At 66.8% G+C, this 23887-nt stretch carries 26 protein-coding genes; 11 read left to right on the top strand and 15 right to left on the bottom strand.

Translation table 11 applies throughout. From position 1 onward, the window contains the following. Positions 1-43 precede the first annotated feature (43 nt). From O6Y00_RS14795 to O6Y00_RS14780, 4 genes are all read left to right on the top strand, one after another. Positions 44-697 (top strand): DUF1345 domain-containing protein, encoded by a 654-nt coding sequence (locus tag O6Y00_RS14795; protein WP_353443329.1) that lies wholly within the window; start codon positions 44-46, stop codon positions 695-697. Between the two features lie 82 nt (positions 698-779). Then, positions 780-2693: a M61 family metallopeptidase gene (locus O6Y00_RS14790; RefSeq protein WP_353443328.1), complete on the top strand. Its 1914-nt coding sequence runs from the start codon at positions 780-782 to the stop codon at positions 2691-2693. Between the two features lie 75 nt (positions 2694-2768). Then, positions 2769-3347 (top strand): inorganic diphosphatase, encoded by a 579-nt coding sequence (ppa, locus tag O6Y00_RS14785; RefSeq protein WP_353443327.1) that lies wholly within the window; start codon positions 2769-2771, stop codon positions 3345-3347. Positions 3348-3351: 4 nt separating this feature from the next. Next, positions 3352-4014, top strand: coding sequence for a TIGR02466 family protein (locus tag O6Y00_RS14780; protein WP_353443326.1), 663 nt, complete (start codon positions 3352-3354; stop codon positions 4012-4014). Positions 4015-4157: 143 nt separating this feature from the next. Here the strand turns inward: O6Y00_RS14780 and O6Y00_RS14775 are convergent, their stop codons facing one another. The 5 genes from O6Y00_RS14775 to ispG are packed head-to-tail and all read right to left on the bottom strand — an operon-like array spanning position 4158 to position 7364. Continuing rightward, entirely contained in the window at positions 4158-4634 is a 477-nt protein-coding gene (locus O6Y00_RS14775; protein WP_353443325.1) for a GNAT family N-acetyltransferase, read from the bottom strand. Continuing rightward, positions 4631-5530, bottom strand: coding sequence for a DMT family transporter (locus O6Y00_RS14770; protein ID WP_353443324.1), 900 nt, complete (start codon positions 5528-5530; stop codon positions 4631-4633). The genes O6Y00_RS14775 and O6Y00_RS14770 overlap by 4 nt, the downstream gene beginning before the upstream one ends. Then, the gene (locus O6Y00_RS14765) at positions 5527-5907 is read right to left on the bottom strand and encodes a type II toxin-antitoxin system VapC family toxin (RefSeq protein WP_353443323.1); all 381 of its coding nucleotides are present in this window, start codon (positions 5905-5907) and stop codon (positions 5527-5529) included. Before O6Y00_RS14765 ends, O6Y00_RS14770 begins: the two co-directional genes overlap by 4 nt. After that, positions 5904-6191: an AbrB/MazE/SpoVT family DNA-binding domain-containing protein gene (locus O6Y00_RS14760; protein WP_353443322.1), complete on the bottom strand. Its 288-nt coding sequence runs from the start codon at positions 6189-6191 to the stop codon at positions 5904-5906. The genes O6Y00_RS14765 and O6Y00_RS14760 overlap by 4 nt, the downstream gene beginning before the upstream one ends. A 36-nt stretch (positions 6192-6227) precedes the next feature. Beyond that, entirely contained in the window at positions 6228-7364 is a 1137-nt protein-coding gene (gene ispG, locus O6Y00_RS14755) for a flavodoxin-dependent (E)-4-hydroxy-3-methylbut-2-enyl-diphosphate synthase (protein ID WP_353443321.1), read from the bottom strand. 115 nt (positions 7365-7479) lie between these two features. Here ispG and O6Y00_RS14750 point away from each other — a divergent pair, with 115 nt between their 5' ends. The 4 genes from O6Y00_RS14750 (at position 7480) to O6Y00_RS14735 (ending at position 11145) form a co-directional block, all read left to right on the top strand. Further along, positions 7480-8001, top strand: coding sequence for a DUF1993 domain-containing protein (locus tag O6Y00_RS14750; RefSeq protein WP_353443320.1), 522 nt, complete (start codon positions 7480-7482; stop codon positions 7999-8001). Positions 8002-8240: 239 nt separating this feature from the next. After that, the gene (locus O6Y00_RS14745; RefSeq protein ID WP_353443319.1) at positions 8241-9380 is read left to right on the top strand and encodes an acyltransferase family protein; all 1140 of its coding nucleotides are present in this window, start codon (positions 8241-8243) and stop codon (positions 9378-9380) included. After that, positions 9377-10297, top strand: a complete 921-nt coding sequence (locus O6Y00_RS14740; protein ID WP_353443318.1) for an isoaspartyl peptidase/L-asparaginase family protein — start codon at positions 9377-9379, stop codon at positions 10295-10297. The genes O6Y00_RS14745 and O6Y00_RS14740 overlap by 4 nt, the downstream gene beginning before the upstream one ends. Then, complete coding sequence (locus tag O6Y00_RS14735) at positions 10294-11145, top strand: S1/P1 nuclease (RefSeq protein ID WP_353443317.1); 852 nt, start codon at positions 10294-10296, stop codon at positions 11143-11145. Before O6Y00_RS14740 ends, O6Y00_RS14735 begins: the two co-directional genes overlap by 4 nt. A gap of 170 nt (positions 11146-11315) precedes the next feature. Here O6Y00_RS14735 and pal read toward each other — a convergent pair whose 3' ends face one another. From pal to O6Y00_RS14705, 6 genes are all read right to left on the bottom strand, one after another. After that, positions 11316-11843, bottom strand: a complete 528-nt coding sequence (gene pal / locus O6Y00_RS14730; RefSeq protein ID WP_132734603.1) for a peptidoglycan-associated lipoprotein Pal — start codon at positions 11841-11843, stop codon at positions 11316-11318. A gap of 52 nt (positions 11844-11895) precedes the next feature. Further along, the gene (gene tolB / locus O6Y00_RS14725; RefSeq protein WP_435368636.1) at positions 11896-13305 is read right to left on the bottom strand and encodes a Tol-Pal system beta propeller repeat protein TolB; all 1410 of its coding nucleotides are present in this window, start codon (positions 13303-13305) and stop codon (positions 11896-11898) included. 194 nt (positions 13306-13499) lie between these two features. Beyond that, positions 13500-14537: a cell envelope biogenesis protein TolA gene (locus O6Y00_RS14720; RefSeq protein ID WP_353443316.1), complete on the bottom strand. Its 1038-nt coding sequence runs from the start codon at positions 14535-14537 to the stop codon at positions 13500-13502. Positions 14538-14550: 13 nt separating this feature from the next. Beyond that, complete coding sequence (tolR, locus tag O6Y00_RS14715) at positions 14551-14988, bottom strand: protein TolR (RefSeq protein WP_055882060.1); 438 nt, start codon at positions 14986-14988, stop codon at positions 14551-14553. A gap of 135 nt (positions 14989-15123) precedes the next feature. Continuing rightward, positions 15124-15816, bottom strand: a complete 693-nt coding sequence (gene tolQ / locus O6Y00_RS14710) for a protein TolQ (protein ID WP_056053223.1) — start codon at positions 15814-15816, stop codon at positions 15124-15126. Further along, on the bottom strand, positions 15813-16271 hold the full coding sequence (locus O6Y00_RS14705) for a YbgC/FadM family acyl-CoA thioesterase (protein WP_353443315.1): 459 nt from the start codon (positions 16269-16271) through the stop codon (positions 15813-15815). Before O6Y00_RS14705 ends, tolQ begins: the two co-directional genes overlap by 4 nt. A gap of 114 nt (positions 16272-16385) precedes the next feature. Here O6Y00_RS14705 and O6Y00_RS14700 point away from each other — a divergent pair, with 114 nt between their 5' ends. Continuing rightward, positions 16386-16790 carry a VOC family protein gene (locus O6Y00_RS14700; protein WP_353443314.1) on the top strand — a complete coding sequence of 135 codons (405 nt, stop codon included), beginning with the start codon at positions 16386-16388 and terminating at the stop codon, positions 16788-16790. 5 nt (positions 16791-16795) lie between these two features. Here O6Y00_RS14700 and O6Y00_RS14695 read toward each other — a convergent pair whose 3' ends face one another. From O6Y00_RS14695 to O6Y00_RS14685, 3 genes are all read right to left on the bottom strand, one after another. Then, positions 16796-17554, bottom strand: a complete 759-nt coding sequence (locus tag O6Y00_RS14695; RefSeq protein ID WP_353443313.1) for a hypothetical protein — start codon at positions 17552-17554, stop codon at positions 16796-16798. Positions 17555-17964: 410 nt separating this feature from the next. After that, the gene (locus O6Y00_RS14690; RefSeq protein WP_353443312.1) at positions 17965-18984 is read right to left on the bottom strand and encodes an NAD(P)H-dependent flavin oxidoreductase; all 1020 of its coding nucleotides are present in this window, start codon (positions 18982-18984) and stop codon (positions 17965-17967) included. Positions 18985-19039: 55 nt separating this feature from the next. Beyond that, positions 19040-20308 (bottom strand): aspartate kinase, encoded by a 1269-nt coding sequence (locus tag O6Y00_RS14685; RefSeq protein WP_353443351.1) that lies wholly within the window; start codon positions 20306-20308, stop codon positions 19040-19042. A gap of 52 nt (positions 20309-20360) precedes the next feature. Between O6Y00_RS14685 and ubiG the strand changes: the two genes are divergently transcribed. Next, complete coding sequence (gene ubiG / locus O6Y00_RS14680; RefSeq protein ID WP_353443311.1) at positions 20361-21101, top strand: bifunctional 2-polyprenyl-6-hydroxyphenol methylase/3-demethylubiquinol 3-O-methyltransferase UbiG; 741 nt, start codon at positions 20361-20363, stop codon at positions 21099-21101. A 224-nt stretch (positions 21102-21325) separates the two neighbouring features. Next, entirely contained in the window at positions 21326-22759 is a 1434-nt protein-coding gene (locus O6Y00_RS14675) for an ArnT family glycosyltransferase (RefSeq protein ID WP_353443350.1), read from the top strand. On the opposite strand, the gene O6Y00_RS14670 is transcribed toward O6Y00_RS14675, so the two are convergent. Further along, positions 22701-23885, bottom strand: a complete 1185-nt coding sequence (locus O6Y00_RS14670; RefSeq protein ID WP_353443310.1) for a glycosyltransferase — start codon at positions 23883-23885, stop codon at positions 22701-22703. The two genes, O6Y00_RS14675 and O6Y00_RS14670, sit on opposite strands and share 59 nt — an antisense overlap. Between the last annotated feature and the right edge of the window lie 2 nt (positions 23886-23887).

The raw sequence follows: 23887 nt of genomic DNA, 5'->3' as shown, positions 1-23887 counted from the left end.
CGCGTATCTAGGCGACGTGCCCGCTAAGCGCTAGCGCTGTGGCATGAACGACAAACCCAAATATTGGGGCCTCGGCCAACGAGTCGCCCCGCCGCGCTTCATCCTGTTCGTGCTAGTCTTCGCGATCGGGCTCGCCGCGCTGATCCCGCGCTTCGGGCTCGGGCGCGGCACGATGGCCGCGTTCGACGTCGCCGCGGTCGTATTCCTGATCGCGGTCTCGACCTTGTTCCGCAACGCAACCGCCGAGCGGATGCGCCGCGCGGCGGAGGAGAACGACGCCAACCGCGCGGTGCTGCTCGGGTTCAGCGGGACGATCATGCTCGTCATCCTGGTGGCAGTGGCGAAGGAATTGCAGGGCAAGAACGACGCGGTCGGAATCGCGCTGACGATCACGACGCTGGCGCTCGCGTGGCTGTTCTCGAACATGATCTACACGCTGCATTACGCGCATCTGTTCTATGTCGACGATCCCGACGGCAAGGATGCCAAGGGGCTCGACTTTCCGAGCTGCGACGAGCCCGATTACTGGGACTTCGCCTATTTCGCGTTCACGCTGGGGATGACGTTCCAGACCTCAGACGTGCAGATCACCTCGCGCCGGGTGCGCAAAGCCGCGCTCGGCCAGTGCATGGCGGCGTTCGTCTTCAACATCGGCGTGCTGGCGTTCACGATCAACGTGCTGGGGAGTGCTGGCTGAGGATACCGGGTAAAGGACTGGACGGCTGCCCTTTATCGCGATTACACCTCGGGTCATCGTCTCTCAGCCGGAAGGCCTTTCCTTGATCCGTAAGCTTATCGTCGCGTCCCTGCTCGCCTCCGCAATACCTGCATTCGCGCAAGTCCCCGCCGGCAACACCGCGCCGCAACCGGTGCCGTTCGTCGACACCATCCCCGACGCGGTCGACACGCCCTATCCCGGCACGCTGCTGCTCGACGTCGACGCGACCGATACCGAGCGCGGCATCTTCCGCGTCAAGCAGACGATCCCGGTCGCCAAGTCGGGTCCGATGGCGCTGCTCTATCCGAAGTGGCTGCCCGGAGCGCATTCCCCGCGCGGCGAGATCGAGAAGCTCGCCGGCCTCGTGATCCGCGCCAATGGCAAGATCGTCCCTTGGACGCGTGATCCGGTCGACGTCTTCGCGTTCCACATCGACGTGCCGACCGGCGCAAAGTCGGTGGTGGCCGAATTCCAGTTCATCTCCGCGACCAAGGGCGACCAGGGCCGTATCGTGATGACGCCGACGATGGTGAGCCTCGAGCCGAACCTCGTCAGTCTGTACCCCGCGGGCTATTTCACGCGCCAGATCCCGATCAAGATGACCGTCACCTATCCGACCGGCTGGACCGCCGCCGGCGCTGTGCCTGCCAAGGTCTCGGGCTCGACCTACAGCTACGACACGACCAACTACGAGATCCTTGTCGATTCGCCGACGCTGGCAGGCAAATACGGCAAGGTCTGGCCGCTCTCCCCGCGCGTCGATCTCAACGTCTTCGCCGACAGCCCCGACCAGCTGGCCGCCAAGCCCGAGCAGATCGACGCGCACAAGCGCCTCGTCGACCAGGCGGTGAAGACGTTCGGCGCGCAGCATTACGATCATTACGAGTTCCTGCTGTCGATCACCGATCAGCTCGGCGGGATCGGCCTGGAGCATCATCGCAGCTCCGAGAACGGCGTCCGTCCCGGCTATTTCACCGAATGGGAAACCGGCGCCGCCGCGCGGAACCTGCTGCCGCACGAATACACGCATAGTTGGGACGGCAAGTTCCGCCGCGGCGCCGACCTGTGGACGCCCGATTTCCGCACGCCGATGCGCGATTCGCTGTTGTGGGTGTATGAAGGCCAGACGCAATTCTGGGGCTATGTGCTCCAGGCGCGCTCGGGTCTGGTCAGCAAGCAGGACACGCTCGACGGCTATGCCTCGATCCTCGGCAATTACGACACCGCGCCGGGCCGCCAGTGGCGCAACCTGATCGATACGACGAACGATCCGGTGATCTCCGCGCGGAAACCGAAGGGCTGGACCAGCTGGCAGCGCTCGGAGGATTATTACAACGAAGGCCTGATGGTCTGGATGGAAGTCGACGCGATGCTCCGCCAGAAGTCCGGCGGGACCAAGTCGATTGACGATTTCGCCAAGGCCTTCTTCGGCGTCCGCGACGGCGATTACGGTGAGCTGACCTACACGTTCGCCGACGTCGCGAAGACGCTGAACGGCATCGTCCCCTATGATTGGGCGACGTTCCTCAACACGCGCCTGACCGAAACCGGCAAGCCCGCGCCGATCAACGGCTTCGCGATGAACGGCTACAAGCTGGTCTACGGCCCCGAGCAGAGCCCGTATCTGAAGCAGGCGGAGAAGACGCGCGGCACCGATGTCAGCTATTCGCTCGGCATGGTCGTCAACAAGGAGGGCGTGGTCACCTCGTCGATCTGGGACAGCCCGGCGTTCAAGGCCGGCATCGACGTCGGCACCGAGATCGAGGCGGTCAACAGCGAGGCGTTTTCGTCCGATCGGCTGAAGGCGGCGATCGTCGCGGCGCAGGGCACGAAGCTGCCGATCAGGCTCACTGTAAAGAACAACGACCGATTCCGTGACATCTCGCTCGATTACCACGACGGCCCGCGCTATCCGCGGCTCCAGAAGGTGGGTACAGGTGACGGCGGGCTGGACAAGCTGCTGATGCCGCGCTGACCAGCCACTGACTTACCGGTGCCGGCCGCTCCCCTGACGAGGAGCGCCGGCACCGTCATATTCGAAAGGACCGCCATGCGTATCGATCTCATCCCGACCGGCAAGAACCCGCCCGAGGACCTCAACGTCATCATCGAAGTGCCGACCGGCGGCGAGCCCGTAAAGTACGAGTTCGACAAGGCTTCGGGCGCGCTGTTCGTCGATCGCATCCTGCACACGCCGATGCGCTATCCGGCGAACTACGGCTTCGTACCGCATACGCTCAGCCCCGATGGCGATCCTTTGGATGCCCTCGTGATCGCGCGCTCGCCGTTCATCCCGGGCTGCGTCGTCCGCGCACGCCCGATCGCGGTGCTGAACCTCGAGGACGAAGCCGGCGGCGACGAGAAGCTGGTCTGCGTCCCCGTCGATGCGGTGTTCCCGTATTACGCCAACATCGGCGAGCGCGGCGACATGCCCGAGATCGTGTTCGAGCAGATCGAGCACTTCTTCACGCACTACAAGGATCTGGAGAAGACGAAGTGGGTCCGGGTCGGCAAGTGGGGCGACGCCGACGAGGCCAAGCGCGTCACGATCGAGGCGATCGAGCGCTACAACGCCGAGAAGGCCAAGGGCCAAGAGCCGATGAACGCGGACGACGCCGCAGGGCGCTGATCGTATGACGACGGCGTCTCCTGCATTCGACGGCATCCGCGTCCGCGCGGCGCAGATCGGACTGTACGAGACGCCGATCCTGCACGGACCGCTGGCCGATGCCGCGGCGCTGACCACGGCGTTGCGGACGACGATCCTTGATCGCCACGCCGCGGTACCCAGCCTCGCCAGATCCAATGTCGGTGGCTGGCATTCGGCCACCGACATGCTCGACTGGGGTGGGCCGGCAGCGGCGGCGCTTGCCGATACCGCGGTGAAGATGGCCAAGCGCGCGTCGCATTTCGATGGGCGCGATGCGGCGACGGTGGAGTGGACCGTCAAGATGTGGGCGAACGTCTCGCCGCCCGGCGCGCTCAACATGAGCCATGCGCATCCCGGGGTGCTGTGGGCCGCGGTCTATTACGTCGACATGGGTTTTGCCCCTGCGGAGGGGGAGCCGGGCGGCGAGCTGTTCTTCGAGGACCCGCGCTTTCCGGTGCCGTTCATGCGGCTGCCGGGATTTCGGCTCGTCGGGATCGACGGCCAGCCACAACCGGTCGAGCGCCGCCTGCCGACCGAAGCGGGTGACCTGATCCTGTTTCCCGCCTGGCTCCGCCACGGCGTCCGCCCGCACCTCGGCACCGGCGACCGCATCTCGATCGCAATGAACATAGACGTGAAGGGGTGACCGACAATCCTCCCCCGCAAGGGGGAGGTGGCTGGCACTTGCCAGACGGAGGGGGAGGTATGCGCCGACCGACGTTCCGTATCCTCCCCCTCCGTCACCTGCGGTGACACCTCCCCCTGGCGGGGGAGGGATCGTCTGCCGCCCTACCGCCCCGCCAATCGCACCAAAGCATCCCCCGACATACGCTGGATCGTCCAGTCCTCCATCCCGACCGCGCCGACCTTCCGATAGAATGCGATCGCATCGGCGTTCCAGTCGAGCACCGACCATTCGAACCGCGCGCAGCCGCGATCGAGCGCAATGCCAGCCAGATGCGACAGCAGCGCACCTCCGACCCCCTGCCCGCGCGCCTCGGGCGTCACGTACAGATCTTCGAGATACAGACCGCGCCTGCCCGTCCACGTCGAAAAATTGTGGAAGAACAGCGCGAACCCGAGCGGACCGTCCGCGGTCTCCGCGATCAATGCCTCCGCCGCAGGCCGCTCCCCGAACAACGCCTCTTCCAGCATCGCTTCAGTCGCCTCGACCGCATCCGGTTCGCGCTCGAACGCGGCGAGCTCGCGGACGAAGCGCAGGATCGTGCCGACGTCGGCAGCGGTGGCGGAACGGATAACGGTCATGCACTAGCCTCGATCGATGTCTGCGCGATGTCACGCCGCCGCGCCGCGTACAGGCAGGCGACGACGATGATCGCCGCACCCGCCAGCGTGAACGCCGATACCCGCTCGCCGAACACCAGGAAACCCAAAGCGGCGGCATAGACGAACGAGGTGTATTCGGTGGTCGCGAGGAACCCGGTATCGCCGTGCGCATACGCCCAGCCGAGCAGCCACAACGACGCGGTCGCGAGCCCGGCGGCAAGTATGAGCTTGGGCCATTGCGCCGCTTCGGGCACCACCGCCAGCCACGGCGCCGCCAATGCCAGCGTCGCGGTGATGACGAGCGCCTGGAAGAACGCGATCTCCCCCGGCCGTGCCGCCTGGCTCTGCAGCCGCGCGATCACGAGGTTGACGGCGTACAGCACCGCCGAGCCGAGGATCGCGAGCGTCCCATGAAACGTCTCGGGCCCCGACACCTCGCGCCCCTGCCCGATCATCACCACCAGCACGCCGCCAAGCGCGGCTATCGACGCGACGAGCGTCTTCCACCCGACGCGCTCGCCCAGCGTGACGGCCGCGAGCAGCAAGGCGAGGATCGGCGCGATGTAGGTCAGCGAAATCGCCTGCGCCATCGGCACCCGCGCCAGCCCCCAGAAGAACAGCACCGCCATCGCTGTCGTCACCAGCCCGCGCGCCAGATGCAGCTTGAGCGCCCGCCCGCTCGGCCGCCCGCTCTTCCCCAGCTTCCACGCGACCGCGCCCAGCCCAACGCTGATCATCTGCCGCCACAGCAACGCGTTATAGACACCGATCGCCAGCACGAGCGACTTCATCACCGCATCCATCATGGAGAACAGGCCGATCCCGAGCGCGGCGATCGCGAAGGCCAGGGCAGGCGAAACGGTGCGAGATGTCATCGGAACAGGCGGATATCCAGATCGAGGCCGAGCGTCACCCAATCCCTGTCCCCCGTCCACAAGGTCGCAGCCTGATCGATCGCCAAAGCCAGGCAGACCCGGTCGGCAATCGACACGTTCTTGCCTTTGACGACGGGCCACAGATCTGCGGCGATCTTTGCCTGCGTTGCGGTGAAGGGCACGATCACGATCTCAAGCCGATCGAGGTTCGCGATCACCGCATCGACGTCGGACACGATCTCGAACAATTTGCTGCGGACCTCGACCAGATTGACGCTAGACAGCATCGCGCCGCGCGCATGCTCGATCACGACATCGGCACCGGTCTCGTTCTTCAGGATCGCCAATATGGTGGACGCGTCGAAAACGACGGTCACGCGGTATGCCGTGTCCGCCAGTCCTCGATCTCGGCGTTCTCGCGGACCGCATCAGCGCGACGGTCCGCCAACAGTTCATCGACCAGATTACGATCGACAGGCTTGGCCATCGACCGAAACTCGGACTGCACCTCGCGCACGACCTGCGCATAGGTCTTCATCGTCAGGCCGCCGTCCGGGTTGAGTTCGATGACCAGCGAGTCGCCATCTTCGATCCCTGCATCGCGACGCAGTTCGGGGGGCAGGACGATCCGCCCACTGACGACTTTAGCGTGATAGGTCATGATCACCTCCAGCGAGGTGCAACCCTACCACACCCCCTATTCGGCCGCCACCGGCACTAGCGCCGCCATCGCCTCGTCCGCCGCGTCGATCTCCGCCGCCTTGGCCTCGACCAGCCGGACGATGTGGTCGACCATATCGGCGTCCTGGACATGGTGATCGGTGACGCCCGACAGATACACCATGTGCTTGCCGTTGCCGCCGCCGGTGATGCCGATATCGGTCTCGCGCGCTTCACCGGGCCCGTTCACGACGCAGCCGAGCACCGACAAGGACATCGGCGTGCGGATGTGCTGCAACCGTTCCTCGAGCGCCTGCACCGTGCGGATCACGTCGAAACCCTGCCGCGCACACGACGGGCACGATACGACGCGGACGCCGCGATTGCGGATGCCGAGCGCCTTCAAGATCTCGAACCCGACGCGGACTTCCTCTTCCGGCTCAGCGGAGAGCGACACGCGGATCGTGTCGCCGATGCCGTACCAGAGCAAACTCCCCATCCCGATCGCCGACTTCACCGTGCCGCCGACGAACCCGCCCGCCTCGGTGATGCCGAGATGCAGCGGGCAATCGACCTGCTCCGCGAGCTGCTGGTACGCCGCCACCGCGAGGAACAGATCGGACGCCTTCACCGCGACCTTGAACTCGTGGAAATCATGGTCCTGCAACAGCTTGATGTGATCGAGCGCCGACTCGACCAGCGCATCGGGGCAAGGCTCGCCGTATTTCTCGAGCAGATGCCGCTCGAGCGACCCCCCGTTGACGCCGATCCGGATCGCGCAGCCGTTGGACTTCGCCGCGTCGACGACCTCCTTCACGCGCGATGCCGAGCCGATATTGCCCGGATTGATCCGCAGGCACGCCGCGCCGGCGTCCGCCGCTTCGAGCGCGCGCTTGTAGTGGAAATGGATGTCCGCGACGATCGGCACCCGGCTCGCGCGGACGATCTGCTTGAGCGCGGTGGTCGACTCGACGTCGGGGCAGCTCACGCGAATGATGTCGACGCCCGCGTCTTCGCAGCGCCGGATCTGGTCGACCGTCGCGCGCACGTCGTCGGTCGGCGTGTTGGTCATCGTCTGCACCGTGACCGGCGCATCGCCGCCGACGGGGACGTTGCCGACCATGATCTGGCGGCTCTTGCGGCGGGTGATATCGCGCCAGGGACGAAGGGACATGGGGATTCCTCGGGAGTTCGAGGCCTATATAGCGACTTGCGCGCTGGAACGGAACATCGCTGGCCGGAGTAGCGATCGTCGGCCATAGCGGCGCACGACTTTAGGAGCGAACGCGATGACCCTGTCCCTGTACGATGCGACGATTCCCTCGAACCTCCAGATTCTTCGTGCAGTCGACGCCCTGCTCGACAAGGCGGAGGCGTTCGCTGTCGAGAAGGGTATCGAACCCGCGACGCTGATCGATGCGAAGCTCGCCGACGACATGCTGCCGTTCGGCTATCAGGTGAAGTCGTGCGCAGCGCATTCGGTCGGCGGGATCGAAGGCGTCCGCTGCGGCACCTTCTCGCCCGATCGATCGGCCTGGCCGACCGATTTCGCGGGTCTCCACACCGTGATACGCGACGCGATCGCCACGCTGGAGGGGATCGACCGCGACACGTTCGACGCCCTGGCTGACAATGACACGACGTTCGAGTTCGGCACGTTCGTCATGCCGTTTACCGGCGCGAACTTCCTGCTCTCGTTCTCGCAGCCCAACTTCTATTTCCACGCCAGCACCGCCTACGCGATTCTGCGCGCGCAAGGCGTGCCGATCGGCAAGCGCGACTTCATGGGCACGCCGCGCATGAAAGCGTAAGCCGACTGGAACGCAGGTACCCGGATTAAACGATCCTCCCCGCCAGGGGGAGGTGGCACCGAAGGTGACGGAGGGGGCGGTAAGGGTAACCGCTGTTCCGTGTCCGCCCCCTCCGTCTGGCAAGCGCCAGACACCTCCCCCTTGCGGGAGAGGATTCCAGAGGTATGCCTGTCCGTCCTGAACACCACACCACCCCTAGCGCGCTTGCGGCACCGCTCCCCGCCCCGTAGGGCCGCGCGATGACGCGGCATTATGGCATGGACTGGCTGCGGATCGGGGCGTTCGCGCTGCTGATCCTCTACCATATCGGCATGGTCTTCGTGCCGTGGAACTTCCATGTGAAGTCGCTTCATGTCGAAGACTGGGTGCGGCTGCCGATGCTGGCGAGCAACGCGTGGCGGCTGACGCTGCTGTTCGTCGTTTCGGGCTATGCCAGCCGCGCGCTGCTCAACCGGTCGAGCGGCACGGCCGGGTTCTTCGCCAATCGCTGCTACCGCCTGCTCGTGCCGCTGCTGTTCGGCATGGCGGTGATCGTGCCGCCGCAACCCTGGGTCGAGCTGGTCACCAAGCACGCCTATGCCGGCAGCTACTGGACCTTTTGGGGCCATGATTATTTTCGGTTCGGCAAGCTCGCCGGGTTGTCGTTGCCGACCTGGAACCATCTGTGGTTCGTCGTCTATCTCTGGGTCTACACGACTGTCTTAACGCTTGGGCTGGTCGTCGTTCGCGGCGGCTGGCTGCAACGCGCGTTCGACTGGGTCTTCGGCAGCTGGGCGGTACTCGTGCTCCCCGTCGCGTGGCTCGTGTTTGTCCACGCCTGGTGGTTCCAGATGGCCGCGGAATCGCAGGCCCTGTTCGGCGACTGGGTCGCGCACGTCACCTATTTCCCTGCCTTCCTGTTCGGCTTCGGCCTCGCCCGCTCCGAGCCCGCAATGGCGGCGATCGCGCGCTGGTGGAAGGTCGGCGCGGTTGCCGCGGTGCTCGGTTATATCGCGATCATCGGCGTCGAGCTTGAATGGCCCGGCGACATCGTCGCGCCGCGCTGGATCTATCCCGGTTACGGCGTCGCCCACGCACTCGAGCAGTGGGGTGCGATCGTGGCGCTGATCGGGATCGCGGAGCGGCACTGGAACCGCGACCATCGCTGGCGCCGCACGCTGACCGAGGCGGTGTTCCCGTTCTACCTGATCCACCAGACGATCATCGTCCTCGTGATGTACGCGCTGCTCCCCGCCGGCCTGCCGGGCTGGGCGGAGTTCGCCTGCCTGCTCGTGGCGACGACGATCGGCTGCATTGCCTTCTACTGGATCGGCCGCAGCATCGCGCCGCTCCGTCCCCTCATCGGCCTTCGCGCCCTACCCTCGAAAGATTCAGCATGACCTGGACCCTCGTCATCCACGGCGGCGCCGGCAAACTCGACAGCGAGATGGTCTCGCCCGAGCAGGATGCGGGCGCGCGCGCCGGCCTGTCGCACGCGCTCGACGTTGGCGCGAAAGTGCTGGCGGACGGCGGCAGCGCGCTGGATGCGGTCGAGGCGGCAGTGCGCGTGCTGGAGGACGACCCGCACTTCAACTCGGGGCGCGGCGCGGTGTTTACGCATGACGGCACGCTCGAACTCGACGCCGCGATCATGGACGGTCGCACGCGCGCAGCCGGTGCCGTCGCCGCGGCGACCGCCACGCGCAACCCCGTTGGCCTTGCCCGCGCGATCCTAGACGACGGGCGTCACGTCTTCCTCGCCGGGAAGGGGGCGGATGCGTTCTCGCTCGAACGCGACCTGCCGCAAGCCGATGCCGACTGGTTCGCGACCGACGAACGTCGCCGGCAATTTGCGGAGTTCCAGGCCGATGGCGGTGGGTTCGACGTCGACATGAAATATGGCACCGTCGGCGCGGTCGCCTGCGACACGCACGGCCATGTCGCGGCCGCGACCTCGACCGGTGGCGTCACCGGCAAGCGCTGGGGCCGGATCGGCGACACACCCGTGATCGGCGCCGGTACCTTCGCCGACGATCGCGCCTGTGCGGTATCGTGCACTGGCTCGGGCGAGTTCTTCCTTCGCGTTGGCGTCGGTCACGAAATCGCTGCGCGCGTCCGGCTGTCGGGCGAATCGTTGCAAGTCGCTGCCGACGCCGTCCTTGCCGAAGTGAAGGCGCTTGGCGGCACCGGCGGGGTGATCGTCGCCGGGCCGGACGGCGACATGGCGTGGGGTTTCAACACCGTCGGAATGTACCGCGGGACGGCGTCGTCCGAGGGTAGCCGGACGGTCGCGATCTACGCTAACGAGCCGGTATGAAGCGCTTTCTCCTCGCCGCGATCGCCACGCTCGGCCTCGCCTCCCCCGCCACCGCGTTCTGGGAGTACGGCCACCAGACCGTCGCGCAGATCGCCTATGCCAACGTCGCGCCGAAGACCAAGGCGGCGATCCGCAAGCTGCTCGCGCAACAAGCGTTGCTGGAAACGCCCGAATGCCCGGCCGGGACGATCGAGGAGGCGAGCGTCTGGGCGGACTGCATCAAGCCTCTGAAGACCACGGACGGCAAGTCGCGCTTCGGCTTCGCCTACACGTGGCATTTCCAGGATGCCGACGTCTGCGCGCCGTTTGACCTGACGCCCGCGTGCAAGGACGGCAATTGCGTTTCGGCGCAGATCGAGCGCGACGTGAAGTTGCTGCGCGACCGTGCTACCGCGCCGAAGGACCGCGTTCAGGCGCTGGCGTTCCTGATCCACTTCGTCGGCGACCTCCACCAGCCGCTTCATGCGGGCGATCGTAACGACAAGGGCGGCAACGACGTGAAGGCGGATTACGGGATCTACGGCCCGGCGCGGTTCAACCTGCATTCGATCTGGGACGGGCCGCTGGCGGAGCGTGCGATCTCGACGCCACCTTCGCTGGTGCGGCGCTATCCGGCGGCGGAGCGGGCGAAGATCGGGGCTGGGACGGTTACCGAATGGAGCCGCGAAAGCTGGGAAGCCTCGCATGAGGCGTATGCGGCAGCGCTAGGCGGCGATGCGTGCGGCGCGGTGCCGGCGCGGGTGAAGATGGACGACGCGACGATCGCGAAGATGGTCCCGGTTTCGCGCGAAGAGGTTCGCCGCGGGGGTATCCGCCTAGCCAAACTGCTCGACAAGGCCTTGGGCTAACCTGCTTACCCTCTCCCCTCCGGGGAGAGGGAGGGGCCCACGGGCTCTTGCACGTGGGAGGGTGAGGGGCTTGAGGCTCGGGACGCCAATCCCAAAGCCCCTCACCCTCCCGTCGCCAAGCGGCTCCTCCTTCCCTCTCCCCGCAGAGGAGAGGGACTGCCGCAGCGACGTTAGTTCAGCACCACCGTGACCGCGCGGCGGTTCGCCGCCCAGCTCTGGTCGTCCGAGCCCATCGCGACCGGGCGCTCCTTGCCGTAGCTGATCGTCGTCATCCGCGACGACGACACGCCCTTCGCCGCCAGGTAGTTCTTCGTCGCGTTCGCGCGACGATCGCCGAGCGCGAGGTTGTACTCGCGCGTGCCGCGCTCGTCGGCATGGCCCTCGATCGTGATACGCTGGTTCGGGAACTTCGCCAGCCACTGGGCCTGGCTGTCGAGGATCGCGCGGGCGGTCGGATCGATGTCGTACATGTCGAGACCGAAATTCACCGTGTTCGAGCTGACCGAGCGCTGGAAGTCGGCATCCGACCCGGGCACGATCGCGCCGCCGACATTGCCGTTGTTCATGCCAGCATTGGGATCGACCGCAGCGTTGTTGTCGACCGGCGCCGGCGGCAGCACGGCGGGACGCTTCTTCGCGCAACCCGAAACCGCGATCAGCGCGGTACACGCCAGCAAGATGTTGGAAAGCTTCGACATAGATAGTCTCCCGTAGAAAATCACGTTTCCCGTTAGTGCCCCCATAGCAGGTTCAGGGCCGCAGGGGGCCCCATGCCGGATCGGAGCCGTCGAGCGGCGTCGGGATTTTCCGCTCGTTCACGCCGGTCAGGTCGACCGACCAGAGGTCCGCCTTGCCGCCGCTGCCGCGTCCCGAGCGATAGAAATTGATCACGCGACCGTTTGGCGACCAGCTCGGCCCCTCGTCCTGCCAGTCGTTGGTAAGCAGTTTCTCGCCGCCGCCGCTCGGGCTCATGATACCGATCCGGAAGCCGCCACCGAGCTTCGTGAACGCGATCAGGTCGCCGCGCGGGCTCCACACCGGCGTCGCATAGCGCCCGCCGCCGAAGCTAATCCGCTGCTGGTTCGATCCGTCCGCGTTCATCACGTAGATCTGCTGCCCGCCCGAGCGATCGCTCTCGAACACGATCTTCGAGCCGTCCGGCGAATAGCTGCCGCCGGTATCGATTCCCGGCGAATTCGTCAGCCGCTGAGGCGTGCCGCCTTGGCTCGACACGCGGTACACGTCGGTGTTGCCGGCCTGCGCCATCGAGAACAGGATGTTGCGACCGTCCGGCGAGAAGCGCGGCGCGAACGTCAGGTTCGCGTTCGCGACCACCAGCCGCTGCTTGCCCGATCCGATGTCGTAGACATAAATCGCCGGGCGATTGTTGAGATAGCTCATATAGACGATCGACTGCTGGTTCGGCGCGAACCGCGGCGTCAGGACGATCGACTGGCCATTGGTCAGGAAGCGGTGGTTGGCGCCGTCCTGATCCATGATCGCGAGCCGCTTGATCCGGTGGCCCTTGGGTCCGGTCTCCGACACGTAGACGACGCGGCTGTCGAAGTACGCGCCCTCGCCGGTCAGCCGGGTGTAGACCATGTCGGCGCATTTATGCCCTGCGCGACGCCAGTCCGACGGCGGCACGACGAACCCGGTGCGGGTCAGCTCGGCCTTCGACGACACGTCGTAGAGGTAGCAGCCGACCGTCAGATTGCCGTCGCCATTGGCGCGGATGAAGCCCTGCACGAGCGCCTGCGCGCCAGTGCTGCCCCAGTAGTCGAACCCGGGTGCGGTGACTTCGGGGAAGGTGATCGGGCGGAGCTGGCCGGCCGACAGCGGCGTGAACAGGCCAGAGTTGCGGAGATCGTTGGTGACGATGTCAGCGAGCTGGCGGCCGAGCACGTCGGTGGAGCCTGCCGGGGTCGAGACGACGGCGGATGTCGGCATGACGGGAATTGCGATCGGCATTGGCGCTGAGATGCCGCCGGTGACGTCGACCACGAGTCCGCCGGACTGATCGCCTGCCGGGGCTGGGACGGCTGGATCGGCGGCGGCTTGTTGCGGCGCTGGAGCTGCAGCCGGCGCGTCCTGCGCAGTGGCGACACTAGCCGAGACGAAAGCGAGCAGCCCAACCGATGCAAGGATCGATCGAGAAATACGCCCACCCAACACAGCTTCCACCCCGGCGAAGGCCGGGGCCCAAATGGGGGACACCGCTGAGGGAGCGTCGCGCATCGTTGCATTGACCTTCCCAATTGGGCCCCGGCCTTCGCCGGGGTGGTGTTTCACAACTGGAAGCAGCTGGCGCGAAGGGAAAAACCCCAGGATCGATCGAGTCATAACGGACATCCTCAGCCGGGAAGTTTGTAGCGCAGGCTGAAATTGCTCCAGCCGTTCTGCACGTCATACAGGTCGTCGGGCAAACCGCGTAGCGGCGAACACCCGACGAAGGTCGCGATCGCGAGATCGTCGACGCGGTCGACATAGCGCCGGTTGTCGTCGTCGACCCCAGCATGGCCGCTGATCGTCGGCCGCGACTTCAGCGTGCCGTCGCGGTTGAGCCGCAGGTTGATCGTCACGCGGATTCGCTCGGCGCCGGGCCCCGGCGTGACCTGGCGGTTGGCGCAGGGCTGTACCTGCCGCAGAATCGCCGAGCCGATATTCGCTGCCGCCTGCGCGCCGAGCTTGGCGGCCTTGGGCGCCTCCGACTTGCTCGGCGACGGATCGGCCGACAGTCCCTTCAGAAAATTGTCGCCGAGCCGCGACCCGCGTGGCCGTGACGCCTTCGCCTCGGTGGTCGAGCCACTACCCTTGGTCGAGGACGGCTTGGCGGGCTTCGCCGACGACGCGGAGGACGACGTCTTCGCGGGCGCGGCGCTCGGTTTCGCCGCAGCCTTGGTCGGCGCGGACTTCGCGGGCGCGGCCTTGGCGGGGGGCGCCTTCTCGGCCTTGGGCTGTGGTTTCACGGCGGGCTTCGGGACAGGCGCGGGCTTTGCGACGGGTTTCGGCGGCGCGGGCTTGGGTTTGGGTTGAGGCGTCGGCTCGGGTGCCGGTTGCGGCTTGGGCGCAGATTTCGGTGGTGCGGGCTTGGGCTTCGGCGCAGGCGGCACGGGATCGGGCTTCGGCTCGGGCTCGGCTTCTTCCGGAGCCGGCGGCGCGGCATCCTCGGGCGCGCCCTCGTCAGGCGCGACCGACTCGGCGGGCGTCTCCACCGATTGCGGCGCAGTCGCTTCGAGCGCGATGTCAGGCACCAGGCTCACGTCGATCGGCTGCTGCTCGATCTTCTTCGGCAGTTCGGGCGCACTGAGAAAGCCAAGCGACAGCGCGCCGAACAGCAGGACGTGCCCGACGACGGCAACGCCTAAGCCGATCTTCTCCGAGCGATCCATCAGCCGAGCGCCATCAGTTCTGATTACCCTCGACGGTCACCAGCGCGACGCGGTTCAGCCCGGCGCGGTTGAGTTCGCCCATCACCCGCATCACGCGGCCATAATCGAGCTTTCGGTCCGCGCGCAGCAGCACCTGCGGCTCGTCGCCGACCGCGCGGCTGGCGGCGATCGACGCGAGCCGGATCGGCAACGCGTCGTCGGTCACCTGATCCTTGTCGATAAACAGCGCGCCGGTCTCGTCCATCGAGATCTCGACGGGCTTCTGCTCCTGATCGAGCGCTTTCGCGCGTGCGTCGGGGAGGTTCACCGGTACGCCCGCGGTCATCAGCGGCGCGGTCACCATGAAGATGATCAGCAGCACCAGCATCACGTCGACCAGCGGCGTGACGTTGATATCCGCCATCGGCGCGCGGCGGCCACGCCCGCGGGAGGAGGGAAGATTCATCGCCATCTTAAATCCTCCCCTGCAAGGGGAGGTGGTAGCCCGCAGGGCTGACGGAGGGGTGTCGCGCTATCGAGAAGGTGTCACCCCTCCGTCTGGCTGCGCCAGCCACCTCCCCTTGCAGGGGAGGATCTGCCAGCCCACTCATCGCGAGCCGTCCAACTGGCGGGACAGGGTCGTGTGGAAGCCGTCGGCGAAGCGGTTGAGGCTCGCCTCGATCCGGTTGATGCCGTGCGAGAACCGGTTGTACGCGATCACCGCGGGGATGGCCGCGAACAGGCCGATCGCGGTTGCGAACAAGGCCTCCGCGATCCCCGGCGCGACCACCGCGAGCGACGTGTTCTGCGCCGCCGCGATGCTGGTGAAGCTTCGCATGATGCCCCAGACCGTACCGAACAGCCCGACGAACGGCGCGACCGAGCCTACCGTGGCCAGCACGTTCAGCCGGTCCGACAGCTTGTCGATCTCGCCCGCGACCGCTGCGCCCATCGTCGTCGCCAGCCGCTCGCGCGTGCCGCTCTTGTCGATCGTGCCGCCCGCGGTCGAGCGCCGCCATTCGGTCACGCCCGCCGCGAACACGCGTGCCGACGGGAGGTCGTTTTCGCCCTCCGCCTTGTAGAAGACGTCGATATCCTCGGCCTTCCAGAAGTCGCGCTCGAACCGGGTCATGCCCTTGCGCGTCTTGCCGATCCGCCGCCAGAACGCGACGATCAGCGCCCAGGTCCAGATGCTGGCGAGCAGCAGCCCGATCATCACGCCCTTCACCACCCAGTCGGCCTGGAGGAACAAGTGGATCGGCGACAGCGTCGCGCTATCCATAGTCAACACCGGATTCATGCTTCCCCCTGCCAGACAAGGCGTTCGTAGATATCGATCCAGGCGCGCGGCTGGCGGCGTGGGCGGCCATTGGGAGCGACCAATGCCGCCACCAATCCCGCCTCGGCCAAGACAAGCCCGTCGCGCATGACTCTCTGATGAATGGCGACACCGGCGGCACGTACCTGCGTGATCCGCGAGACGACGACGAGCGCATCGTCGAGGCGCGCCGGTGCTGCGTAGCGGATGGTCACGTTGGCGATCGCGTAGGAGCCTTCGCCGGCCTCGAACGTCGCGCGCTGGTCGATCCCGCCGAGCCGCAGCATGTCGGAGCGTGCGCGTTCCATGTAGCGCAGGTAGTTGGCGTGATAGACCGCGCCCGACAGATCGGTGTCCTCGAAATACACGCGCACCGGAAACCGGTGCTCGCGCCCTTCGAAGCGGCCTTCCGCCGGACGATCTGAAACATCAGCCATTCCCGCGGCTGTTAACCCAGTCTTTGCGGGGAAGCCAAGCTTTGCCTGCAAGATCGCGCTGGGCGGCGCTCCGCGATGCGCCTAGCCTGGCGGTATACAACGCAGGAGACTCGCATGGCCGATCGTCCCACCGGCGGCATCACGCCGTTCCTCGTCATCCGCGGCCAGCGCGGACGCGAGGCGCTCGCATTCTACGAAGCGGCGTTCGCAGCGACGACCGTCGAGACGAACTTGGCGGACGACGGCGTCAAGCTGATGCAGGCGAGCCTTCGAATCAACGACGCCTGGCTGATGCTGTCCGACGAGTTTCCCGAATGGCGTGGTCATGCCGAACCCGAACCGGCCGGCATCACGTTGCACCTTACGGTCGACGACACCGATGCCTGGGTGGATCGCGCGGTAGCGGCGGGCGCCGTCCTGACGATGCCCGTCGCCGACCAGTTCTGGGGCGATCGCTATGGCCAGGTGCGCGATCCGTTCGGCCATAGCTGGTCGGTCGGATCGCCCATCAAGACCTGATTCGCTTACTGGAAGACGCTGGCGTCGAGCTTCAGGCGGGGCTGCGCGGGCGGCACCGGCTGCGAGATGGGCTGGAGACGCGCCTGCGTGATCGTCTGCACCGGCATGTTCGACGCATACTGGCGCGAGACCATCAGCTGCGGCTGGACCGGGCGCACGGTGCGACCACGCCATGCGTCGACCGCACGGTAGAAGTCGGTGAACGGCCGCTCGAGCACGGGCAGGTTCTGGGCGGCGAACGTGGGCAAGGCGTCGGCCGTCAGCCCGGCGCTCTGCGCGAGAACCGTCTGCGCCGCGGCGCAGAACTCGTCGCGTGCGGGCGACTGCGAGAAGAAGTTGTACAGGCGAGTCATCGAATCGTCGTAGCGATCCTGCCAGTCGCCGCCGCCCGACTTGTATTCGCTGGCATAGGTGGCCTCGGCCTTGGCGAGCACCGGCTTCTGCGCCGCGAGTAGCGCGTTGTAGCCCGCGACGATCACTACCTCCTGCGGCCCGCGACACGCCAGTGCGGCGACGTTGAGCGCGGCGCGGAGGTGCCAGACCTTCGCCGAGGTCGTCAGGTTGCGGTTCGGCGTAGGATAGGTGCCGTCGGCGAGCGCGACCGGGATGACGATCGTGGGCGACGCGCCCTTCGGCATCACGGGCGCAGGCACTGGCACCATGATCACGGGTGGCGCGACGGCGGCCACGGTTCGTGGCTTCTGCGCGCAGCCGGCCAGCAGGCCCAGCGCGGTAACGGACAGCAAAGCAAACCGACGACTCATCGCAACCACCTCGTAACGTCCCCCGACGGGACACTCTATGCATGGATTAGGTTAACGAGACGTAAGCCGTACGCGCTTTGCGGCGAGTGGAGAGGGGACGGGGTTGGGGGTGGTTGCCACTCGACTAGTCCGCCCCGGCGGAGGCCGGGGCCCAATTGGAAAGGTAGTAGTAACGGAACGCCACGTGAATCAGCAACGTCCCCCAATTGGGCCCCGGCCTCCGCCGGGGTGGTGCTGAATGCAAACCGAGGGATTAGCCTGATGAGGTGCGGCTCTATCGATCCTCCCCCGCCAGGGGGAGGTGGCGCCGGGGGCGACGGAGGGGGAGGACATGGAACAGAGGTTCTCCTTACCGCCCCCTCCGTCAGGCAAGAGCCTGACACCTCCCCCTTGCGGGGGAGGATCAGGCGTTAAACCGCGCGCGCTTCCAGCGCAGCCGCCGCCTGCGCCATCAGCCCGCCGATGATGTCCGCGACCGGCTCCTCGCGCTTGACCATGCCGACCGACTGGCCCGCCATCACCGAGCCATGCTCGACATCGCCGTCGATCACCGCACGGCGTAGCGCGCCCGCCCAGTAATGCTCGATCTGCAACTGCGCCTCGGCCATCTCGACCCGGCCACCGTCCAGATGCCCGGCGACCTCACGCTGCTTGGCGGTGAACAACTCGCTTGACGCGTTCTTCAACGCACGCACCGGAATGACCGGCAGCCGCGCATCGATCTGCACGCTGGCGATCGCATCGCGTGCCGACGCGCGGATGAACGCCTTCTTGAAATTGGCATGCGCGATCGATTCGGTCGCGCACACGAACAGCGTGCCGAGCTGGACGCCCGCCGCACCCATGTCGAGATACCCCGCGATCGCCTCGCCGCGACCGATCCCGCCCGCGACGAACACCGGCACTTGTTCCGCGATCTCGGGCAGCATCTCCTGCGCGAGCACGCTGGTCGAGACCGGGCCGATATGCCCGCCGGCCTCCATCCCCTCGATCACCAGCGCATCGACACCCGAGCGGATCAGCTTCTTCGCGAGCGCCAGCGCAGGCGAGAACGCGATCAGCTTGGCGCCGGTGTCCTTGATCGCCTCGATGCTGCCCTTGGGCGGCAGGCCACCGGCGAGGACGACGTGGCCGACCTGATGCTTGGCGCAGACCGCGATCAGCTCGAACAGATCGGGGTGCATCGTGATCAGGTTCACGCCGAACGGCTTGTCCGTCATCGCCTTGGTCGCGGCGATCTCGGTATCGAGCAGCGCGGGCGTCATCGCCCCGCACGCGATCACCCCGAACCCGCCGGCGTTGGAGATCGCCGACACGAGGTGACGCTCGCTAACCCAGGACATCGCGCCGCCGAGAATGGCGACCTCCGACCCGAGGAACGCGGCGCCGCGCGCCATCCGGCGTTGCAGCCGCTCAGTACCGATCGTCATGCATCCATCCCCGTCGTCCCGGCGCCTGCCGGGATCATGTCGTTATCTATCAGGCTCAAGCCGCACCCTCGGCATCGAGCCCGTATGCCGTATGCAGCACGCGCACCGCCAGCTCGGTATAATCCTCTTCGATCAGTACGCTGACCTTGATCTCCGACGTCGCGATCGCCTGGATGTTGATCCCGCGCTCGCCGAGCGTCGTGAACATCGTCGAGGCGACGCCCGCATGGCTGCGCATCCCGACGCCGACGACCGAGACCTTGGCGACCCGCGTATCGTGGACGATCGTCGCATAGCCGATCGCGTCCTTCGCCTTGTCGAGCACGTCGAGCGAGCGCGCGAGGTCCGCCGCCGGCACCGTGAACGTCACGTCCGTAGACCCCGTCGAGTGCGCGACGTTCTGCACGATCATGTCGACGTTGATCCCCGCATCCGCGAGCGGCGCGAAGATCGCGGCGACCGAGCCCGGCCGATCGCTGACCTGAGTCAGGGTGATCTTCGCCTCGTTCTTGTCGTGCGCGATGCCGGTGATGAGCTGGCGTTCCATATCGTCGATTTCCTCTTCGCCCACGATCAACGTGCCCCGTTGTCCGCTTAGGGGGTGACCATCATTGGTGTCGCCATCCTCGAACGAGGACAATACGCGCACGCGCACATTCTCTTTCATCGCCAGGCCGACAGAGCGCGTCTGCAACACCTTGGCACCGACGCTGGCGAGTTCCAGCATCTCTTCGTACGTGACCTTGCTCAGCTTCCGCGCGCGAGGCACGATCCGGGGGTCGGTCGTGTAGACGCCGTCGACGTCGGTATAGATGTCGCAGCGGTCGGCCTTCATCGCCGCCGCCATCGCCACCGCCGACGTATCCGAGCCGCCGCGACCGAGCGTCGTGACGCGCTGGCCGTCCGCGACGCCCTGGAAACCGGGGATCACGGCGACGACGCCGTCCGCGAGGCTGGCGTCGAGCGCGGCCGTGTCGATCTCGCCGATGCGGGCCGATCCGTGCGCGTCCGACGTGTTGATCGGCAACTGCCAGCCAAGCCACGAGCGCGCCTTGCAGCCCGCCGCCTGGAGCGCGATCGCGAGCAGCCCGCTCGTGATCTGCTCGCCGGCCGAGACGACGACGTCATATTCCTTCGCGTCGTACAGCGACGACGCCTCGCGGCAGAATCCGACGAGCCGGTCGGTCTCGCCCGCCATCGCGGAGACGACGACGGCGACCTGGTTGCCGGCGTCGACTTCGCGCTTCACGCGCGCGGCGACGTTGCGGATACGCTCGATCCCAGCCATCGACGTCCCGCCGAATTTCATCACGATACGGGCCATTGGCAGCGCAAATCCCTTTGGGTCGAAGCGGCGGCCCTGATAGGTAGCGCGCATGATACTGGCAAGCGACACGCACAATAACGCAACAATCGATCCGCGCGAGGCCGCGCATTTCGGTACGATGGCGAAGGACTGGTGGGATCCGAAGGGCTCTTCCGCCCCGCTCCACAAGCTCAATCCGCCGCGGCTGCGCTATATCCGTGAGCAGGTCGACGCGCATTGGGGTGGTGATGGCGCGACTTTCACGCCGCTGGCGGGGAAGACCGCGCTCGACGTCGGCTGCGGCGCGGGGCTGCTATGCGAACCGTTGGCACGGCTGGGTGCGACGGTGACAGGGATCGACGCGGCGCCCGAGAATATCGCGGTGGCCGAGATACACGCGGCACAGAGCGGGCTGGCAATCGACTATCGTGCGGGGGGAGTCGAAGGGCTGGTCGGACAGTATGATCTGGTCACCAGCCTCGAGGTGATCGAGCATGTGAGTGATCCCGCCGGCTTTGTCCGGGGTCTTGCGCGGACGCTGGCGGAAGGCGGGTTGCTGATCCTGTCGACGCCCAACCGTACGCCGCTGTCTCGGCTGGCGATGATTACCGTGGCGGAGGGCGCTGGGGTCATTCCCAAGGGCACGCACGACTGGAACAAGTTCCTTACTCCCGAGGAACTGACCGCGTTGCTGAAGGATGCGGGGCTGCGTGTGACGGACACGCGGGGATTGAGCTTTTCGCCAGCCACTGGGTTTGCGCTGAGCGATTCGACGAGTCTCGATTACTTCCTGACCGCCGTAAAAGCCTGACTCGTGCCCGCGGCTACACCACCCCGGCGGAGGCCGGGGCCAAATTGGGAAAGCCAGGGTAACGGAGCGCCATCCTCGGTCATAACCGTCCCCCAATTGGGCCCCGGCCTCCGCCGGGGTGGTAGCGAGCGGGGTGGGGCTGAGTGATGGAGCACACCGCTCCCCAACCTTGTTCACCCGCGAAGGCAGGTGCCCAGACTGGGCACCCGCCTTCGCGGGTGAACATGCTTTTGGTGCTTGCAGCGCTTGCGATCTTCCTGATCGCTCTCGCGCTCCTCCGCCCCGTGGATCACGACGAGAGCCAGTACGTCCCCGCCGCCATCCTCACCGCGCACGGCCTCCTCCCCTACAGAGACTTCGCCTATCTCCAGACCCCGCTCCAACCCTACCTTTTTGCGCCGATCGCCGCCTTAGCCGGCGACTGGACTTGGCCAGCGCTCCGCATCGCGAACGCCCTACTCGGCGTAGCCACCATCGCAGCCGTCCACCGCGCCGCGCGCGTCGGCGGCGCCGACACCCGCGCCGCCGCCATCGCAACCGCGTTGTTCGCCACCTGCGACATCCTCCTCTTCAGCATCGGCACCGCCCGCAACGACGCGCTCCCCGCGGCCTGCCTCGCGCTGGCACTCCCCGCGATCGTCAGAACCGCGCGCAACCAGGCAAGCCGCCGCGATGCGATCCTGATCGGTGCGCTGCTCGCCGCCAGCGCGACCGCCAAAATATCCTACGCCCTTCCCGCGCTCACCTACGGCGTCTGGACGCTGTTCAGCCGCAACCGACGCCCGTGGTGGACATTGCTCGGCGCAATGCCGTTCGCGCTCTTCACCCTGGCGCTGTTAGCTGCATCGCCGGAAGGCGTCCTGTTCGGCGTGCTGGCCTTTCCCGGACAGGCGCCCACCGAATGGTACCAAGCCCGCCCCTGGAAGCTGTCGAACGCGGCCAAGATCATCGACACGCTCAAGTTCCTAGCACTTGGCCCAGCCCTGCTCGCGATCGTCGCCACCACGGGCAGGCGCCATCGCTGGCACCTGATCCTCGACCTGCTGATTCTCGCCGGCCTGATCGCCGCGCTCGCGCCGGTGCCGACATGGCGACAATACCTCCTGCCGATGCTGCCCGCTCTGTTCGTACGGCTCGCGTTATTCTGGCACGCGCACCCGCCTGGCAAGTCTATGCGGATCGCCGCGGTCGTCTTCGCCTGCGCCGGTCTCGCCCCCACGATCGAAGCGGTCGCAAGCGGCGGCATTCCTATGCACGACGCGATGCGCGACGCCTCAGCCGTTCGCCAGGCGCTGGACCGCGAACACGTCGCCGGCCCGGTCGCGACGCTTTCCCCGCAATTCCTCCCCGGCCGCGCGATCGACCCGCGTTTCGCCGCCGGCCCCTTCTATTTCCGCAGCACCGCGCTCTTGAACGCAGGCCAGGAACGCCATTTCCGCTTGGTCTCGCACGCGCGGATCGCCCTGCTCGGCCAACCGCCCGCGATCCTCACCGGCGGTGAAGGCGCGTGGAGCAGCGGCGACGACCGGATCGACGCAGCGCTCGCTACCTACGCGATCCGCCAAGGCTATCGCGCCGTCCCCGTCCCCGGCACGCGCTTCACCCTGTACGTCGCACGCCGTGCTTCGCCGCGACCAGCCCCGCGTAATAGTCCATGAGCTCCACCGCATGCTCACGGTCGCTGCGGACGTGCCGCGCCGCCACCGCCGCCGCCCGCCGCAACAACGCCGGATCGCGCGCGAACAACCGCCCGATCGCCGCCGCCGCGCTCTCCGCATCGCGCGCCGCGTAAAGCTCGCTCGCGTAAGGGTCCGCGACCTCCGCGCATCCGCCCGTATCCGGTACGATCAGCGGCAGGCCCGACGCCATCGCCTCCGACGCGACCAGCCCGAACGGCTCCGCCTCCGACCCGTGGATCAGCGCATCGCAGCTCGCCATGATCCGCGCGAGTCGCTCGCGGTCATACACGGGCGCGAACATCCGGATGTGCGGCGAGCCACCGATCCGCCGCTGGATCGCCTTGGTCTGCGCGCCCGCACCGATCAGGACCAGCCCCACTGGCAGAGTCGCCCCCGCCCGCGCCACCGCATCGACCACCAGCGGCCAGCGCTTCTCGCCGTGATGCCGCCCGAGCCCGAGCAGCAGCATGCCGTCCTCGGGCAATCCGCACTGCCGCAATAGCGCCGCGCGCAACCGCGTATCGCGCAGGTCCGGCGAGAAATGCCCACGCTCGATCCCCAGCGGCATCGCCGCGTCGATCCGCAGCCCGCGCGCGCGCAACCGTTTCTCCAGCGCAGGGCCGTTGGTCACGACGACGTCGTATTTCTCGAGGAAACGCCGCATGTACCTGCTGTACCAGCCGAACCCGCGCTCGATCTGGTCATGGCTCGCGACGCCCGCGAACCAGCGCTGCGCATAGGCCGCGATGTTGTCGTTGTGCATGAAGAACGATTTTACCGCGCGTCCCTGCCAGTCGCCGACGAACCACGCCGGTCGCCACGGCGAGCAGCATTCGACCACGTCCGGATCGAGATCGTCGAGCACGCGGTGAATCGCACCCTCGTCCCAGAACAGCCCGTAGTTGCGATCGAACGGCATCGCCGGCGACCTCAGATAAATGATTCGCCCGCCGCCCGGCCGTTCCTCGACACGGTCCTCCTTGCCGGGCGCGACGACGATCAGTTCATGGCCCATATCCGCCATGATCCCCATCTTCCGGTCGACATAGGTCCGCACGCCGCCACCGGTCGGCGAGTAGAACTCGTTGACGTCGACGATCCTCATGC

Source organism: Sphingomonas faeni (assembly GCF_040407565.1).
Lineage (GTDB): Bacteria > Pseudomonadota > Alphaproteobacteria > Sphingomonadales > Sphingomonadaceae > Sphingomonas > Sphingomonas faeni_F.
Note: the sequence above shows the minus strand (reverse complement) of the source record. Positions and strands in the feature narration are given on the sequence as shown.

What these genes read in the sequence shown, in the direction of transcription:
- O6Y00_RS14795 (WP_353443329.1), top strand. Translation starts at nt 44, where the DNA reads ATGAACGACAAACCCAAATATTGGGGCCTCGGCCAACGAGTCGCCCCG.
- ppa (WP_353443327.1), top strand. Translation starts at nt 2,769, where the DNA reads ATGCGTATCGATCTCATCCCGACCGGCAAGAACCCGCCCGAGGACCTC.
- O6Y00_RS14780 (WP_353443326.1), top strand. Translation starts at nt 3,352, where the DNA reads ATGACGACGGCGTCTCCTGCATTCGACGGCATCCGCGTCCGCGCGGCG.
- O6Y00_RS14775 (WP_353443325.1), bottom strand. Translation starts at nt 4,634, where the DNA reads ATGACCGTTATCCGTTCCGCCACCGCTGCCGACGTCGGCACGATCCTG.
- O6Y00_RS14770 (WP_353443324.1), bottom strand. Translation starts at nt 5,530, where the DNA reads ATGACATCTCGCACCGTTTCGCCTGCCCTGGCCTTCGCGATCGCCGCG.
- O6Y00_RS14760 (WP_353443322.1), bottom strand. Translation starts at nt 6,191, where the DNA reads ATGACCTATCACGCTAAAGTCGTCAGTGGGCGGATCGTCCTGCCCCCC.
- ispG (WP_353443321.1), bottom strand. Translation starts at nt 7,364, where the DNA reads ATGTCCCTTCGTCCCTGGCGCGATATCACCCGCCGCAAGAGCCGCCAG.
- O6Y00_RS14750 (WP_353443320.1), top strand. Translation starts at nt 7,480, where the DNA reads ATGACCCTGTCCCTGTACGATGCGACGATTCCCTCGAACCTCCAGATT.
- O6Y00_RS14745 (WP_353443319.1), top strand. Translation starts at nt 8,241, where the DNA reads ATGACGCGGCATTATGGCATGGACTGGCTGCGGATCGGGGCGTTCGCG.
- O6Y00_RS14740 (WP_353443318.1), top strand. Translation starts at nt 9,377, where the DNA reads ATGACCTGGACCCTCGTCATCCACGGCGGCGCCGGCAAACTCGACAGC.
- O6Y00_RS14735 (WP_353443317.1), top strand. Translation starts at nt 10,294, where the DNA reads ATGAAGCGCTTTCTCCTCGCCGCGATCGCCACGCTCGGCCTCGCCTCC.
- pal (WP_132734603.1), bottom strand. Translation starts at nt 11,843, where the DNA reads ATGTCGAAGCTTTCCAACATCTTGCTGGCGTGTACCGCGCTGATCGCG.
- O6Y00_RS14720 (WP_353443316.1), bottom strand. Translation starts at nt 14,537, where the DNA reads ATGGATCGCTCGGAGAAGATCGGCTTAGGCGTTGCCGTCGTCGGGCAC.
- tolR (WP_055882060.1), bottom strand. Translation starts at nt 14,988, where the DNA reads ATGGCGATGAATCTTCCCTCCTCCCGCGGGCGTGGCCGCCGCGCGCCG.
- tolQ (WP_056053223.1), bottom strand. Translation starts at nt 15,816, where the DNA reads ATGAATCCGGTGTTGACTATGGATAGCGCGACGCTGTCGCCGATCCAC.
- O6Y00_RS14705 (WP_353443315.1), bottom strand. Translation starts at nt 16,271, where the DNA reads ATGGCTGATGTTTCAGATCGTCCGGCGGAAGGCCGCTTCGAAGGGCGC.
- O6Y00_RS14700 (WP_353443314.1), top strand. Translation starts at nt 16,386, where the DNA reads ATGGCCGATCGTCCCACCGGCGGCATCACGCCGTTCCTCGTCATCCGC.
- O6Y00_RS14695 (WP_353443313.1), bottom strand. Translation starts at nt 17,554, where the DNA reads ATGAGTCGTCGGTTTGCTTTGCTGTCCGTTACCGCGCTGGGCCTGCTG.
- O6Y00_RS14690 (WP_353443312.1), bottom strand. Translation starts at nt 18,984, where the DNA reads ATGACGATCGGTACTGAGCGGCTGCAACGCCGGATGGCGCGCGGCGCC.
- O6Y00_RS14685 (WP_353443351.1), bottom strand. Translation starts at nt 20,308, where the DNA reads ATGGCCCGTATCGTGATGAAATTCGGCGGGACGTCGATGGCTGGGATC.
- ubiG (WP_353443311.1), top strand. Translation starts at nt 20,361, where the DNA reads ATGATACTGGCAAGCGACACGCACAATAACGCAACAATCGATCCGCGC.
- O6Y00_RS14675 (WP_353443350.1), top strand. Translation starts at nt 21,326, where the DNA reads ATGCTTTTGGTGCTTGCAGCGCTTGCGATCTTCCTGATCGCTCTCGCG.
- O6Y00_RS14670 (WP_353443310.1), bottom strand. Translation starts at nt 23,885, where the DNA reads ATGAGGATCGTCGACGTCAACGAGTTCTACTCGCCGACCGGTGGCGGC.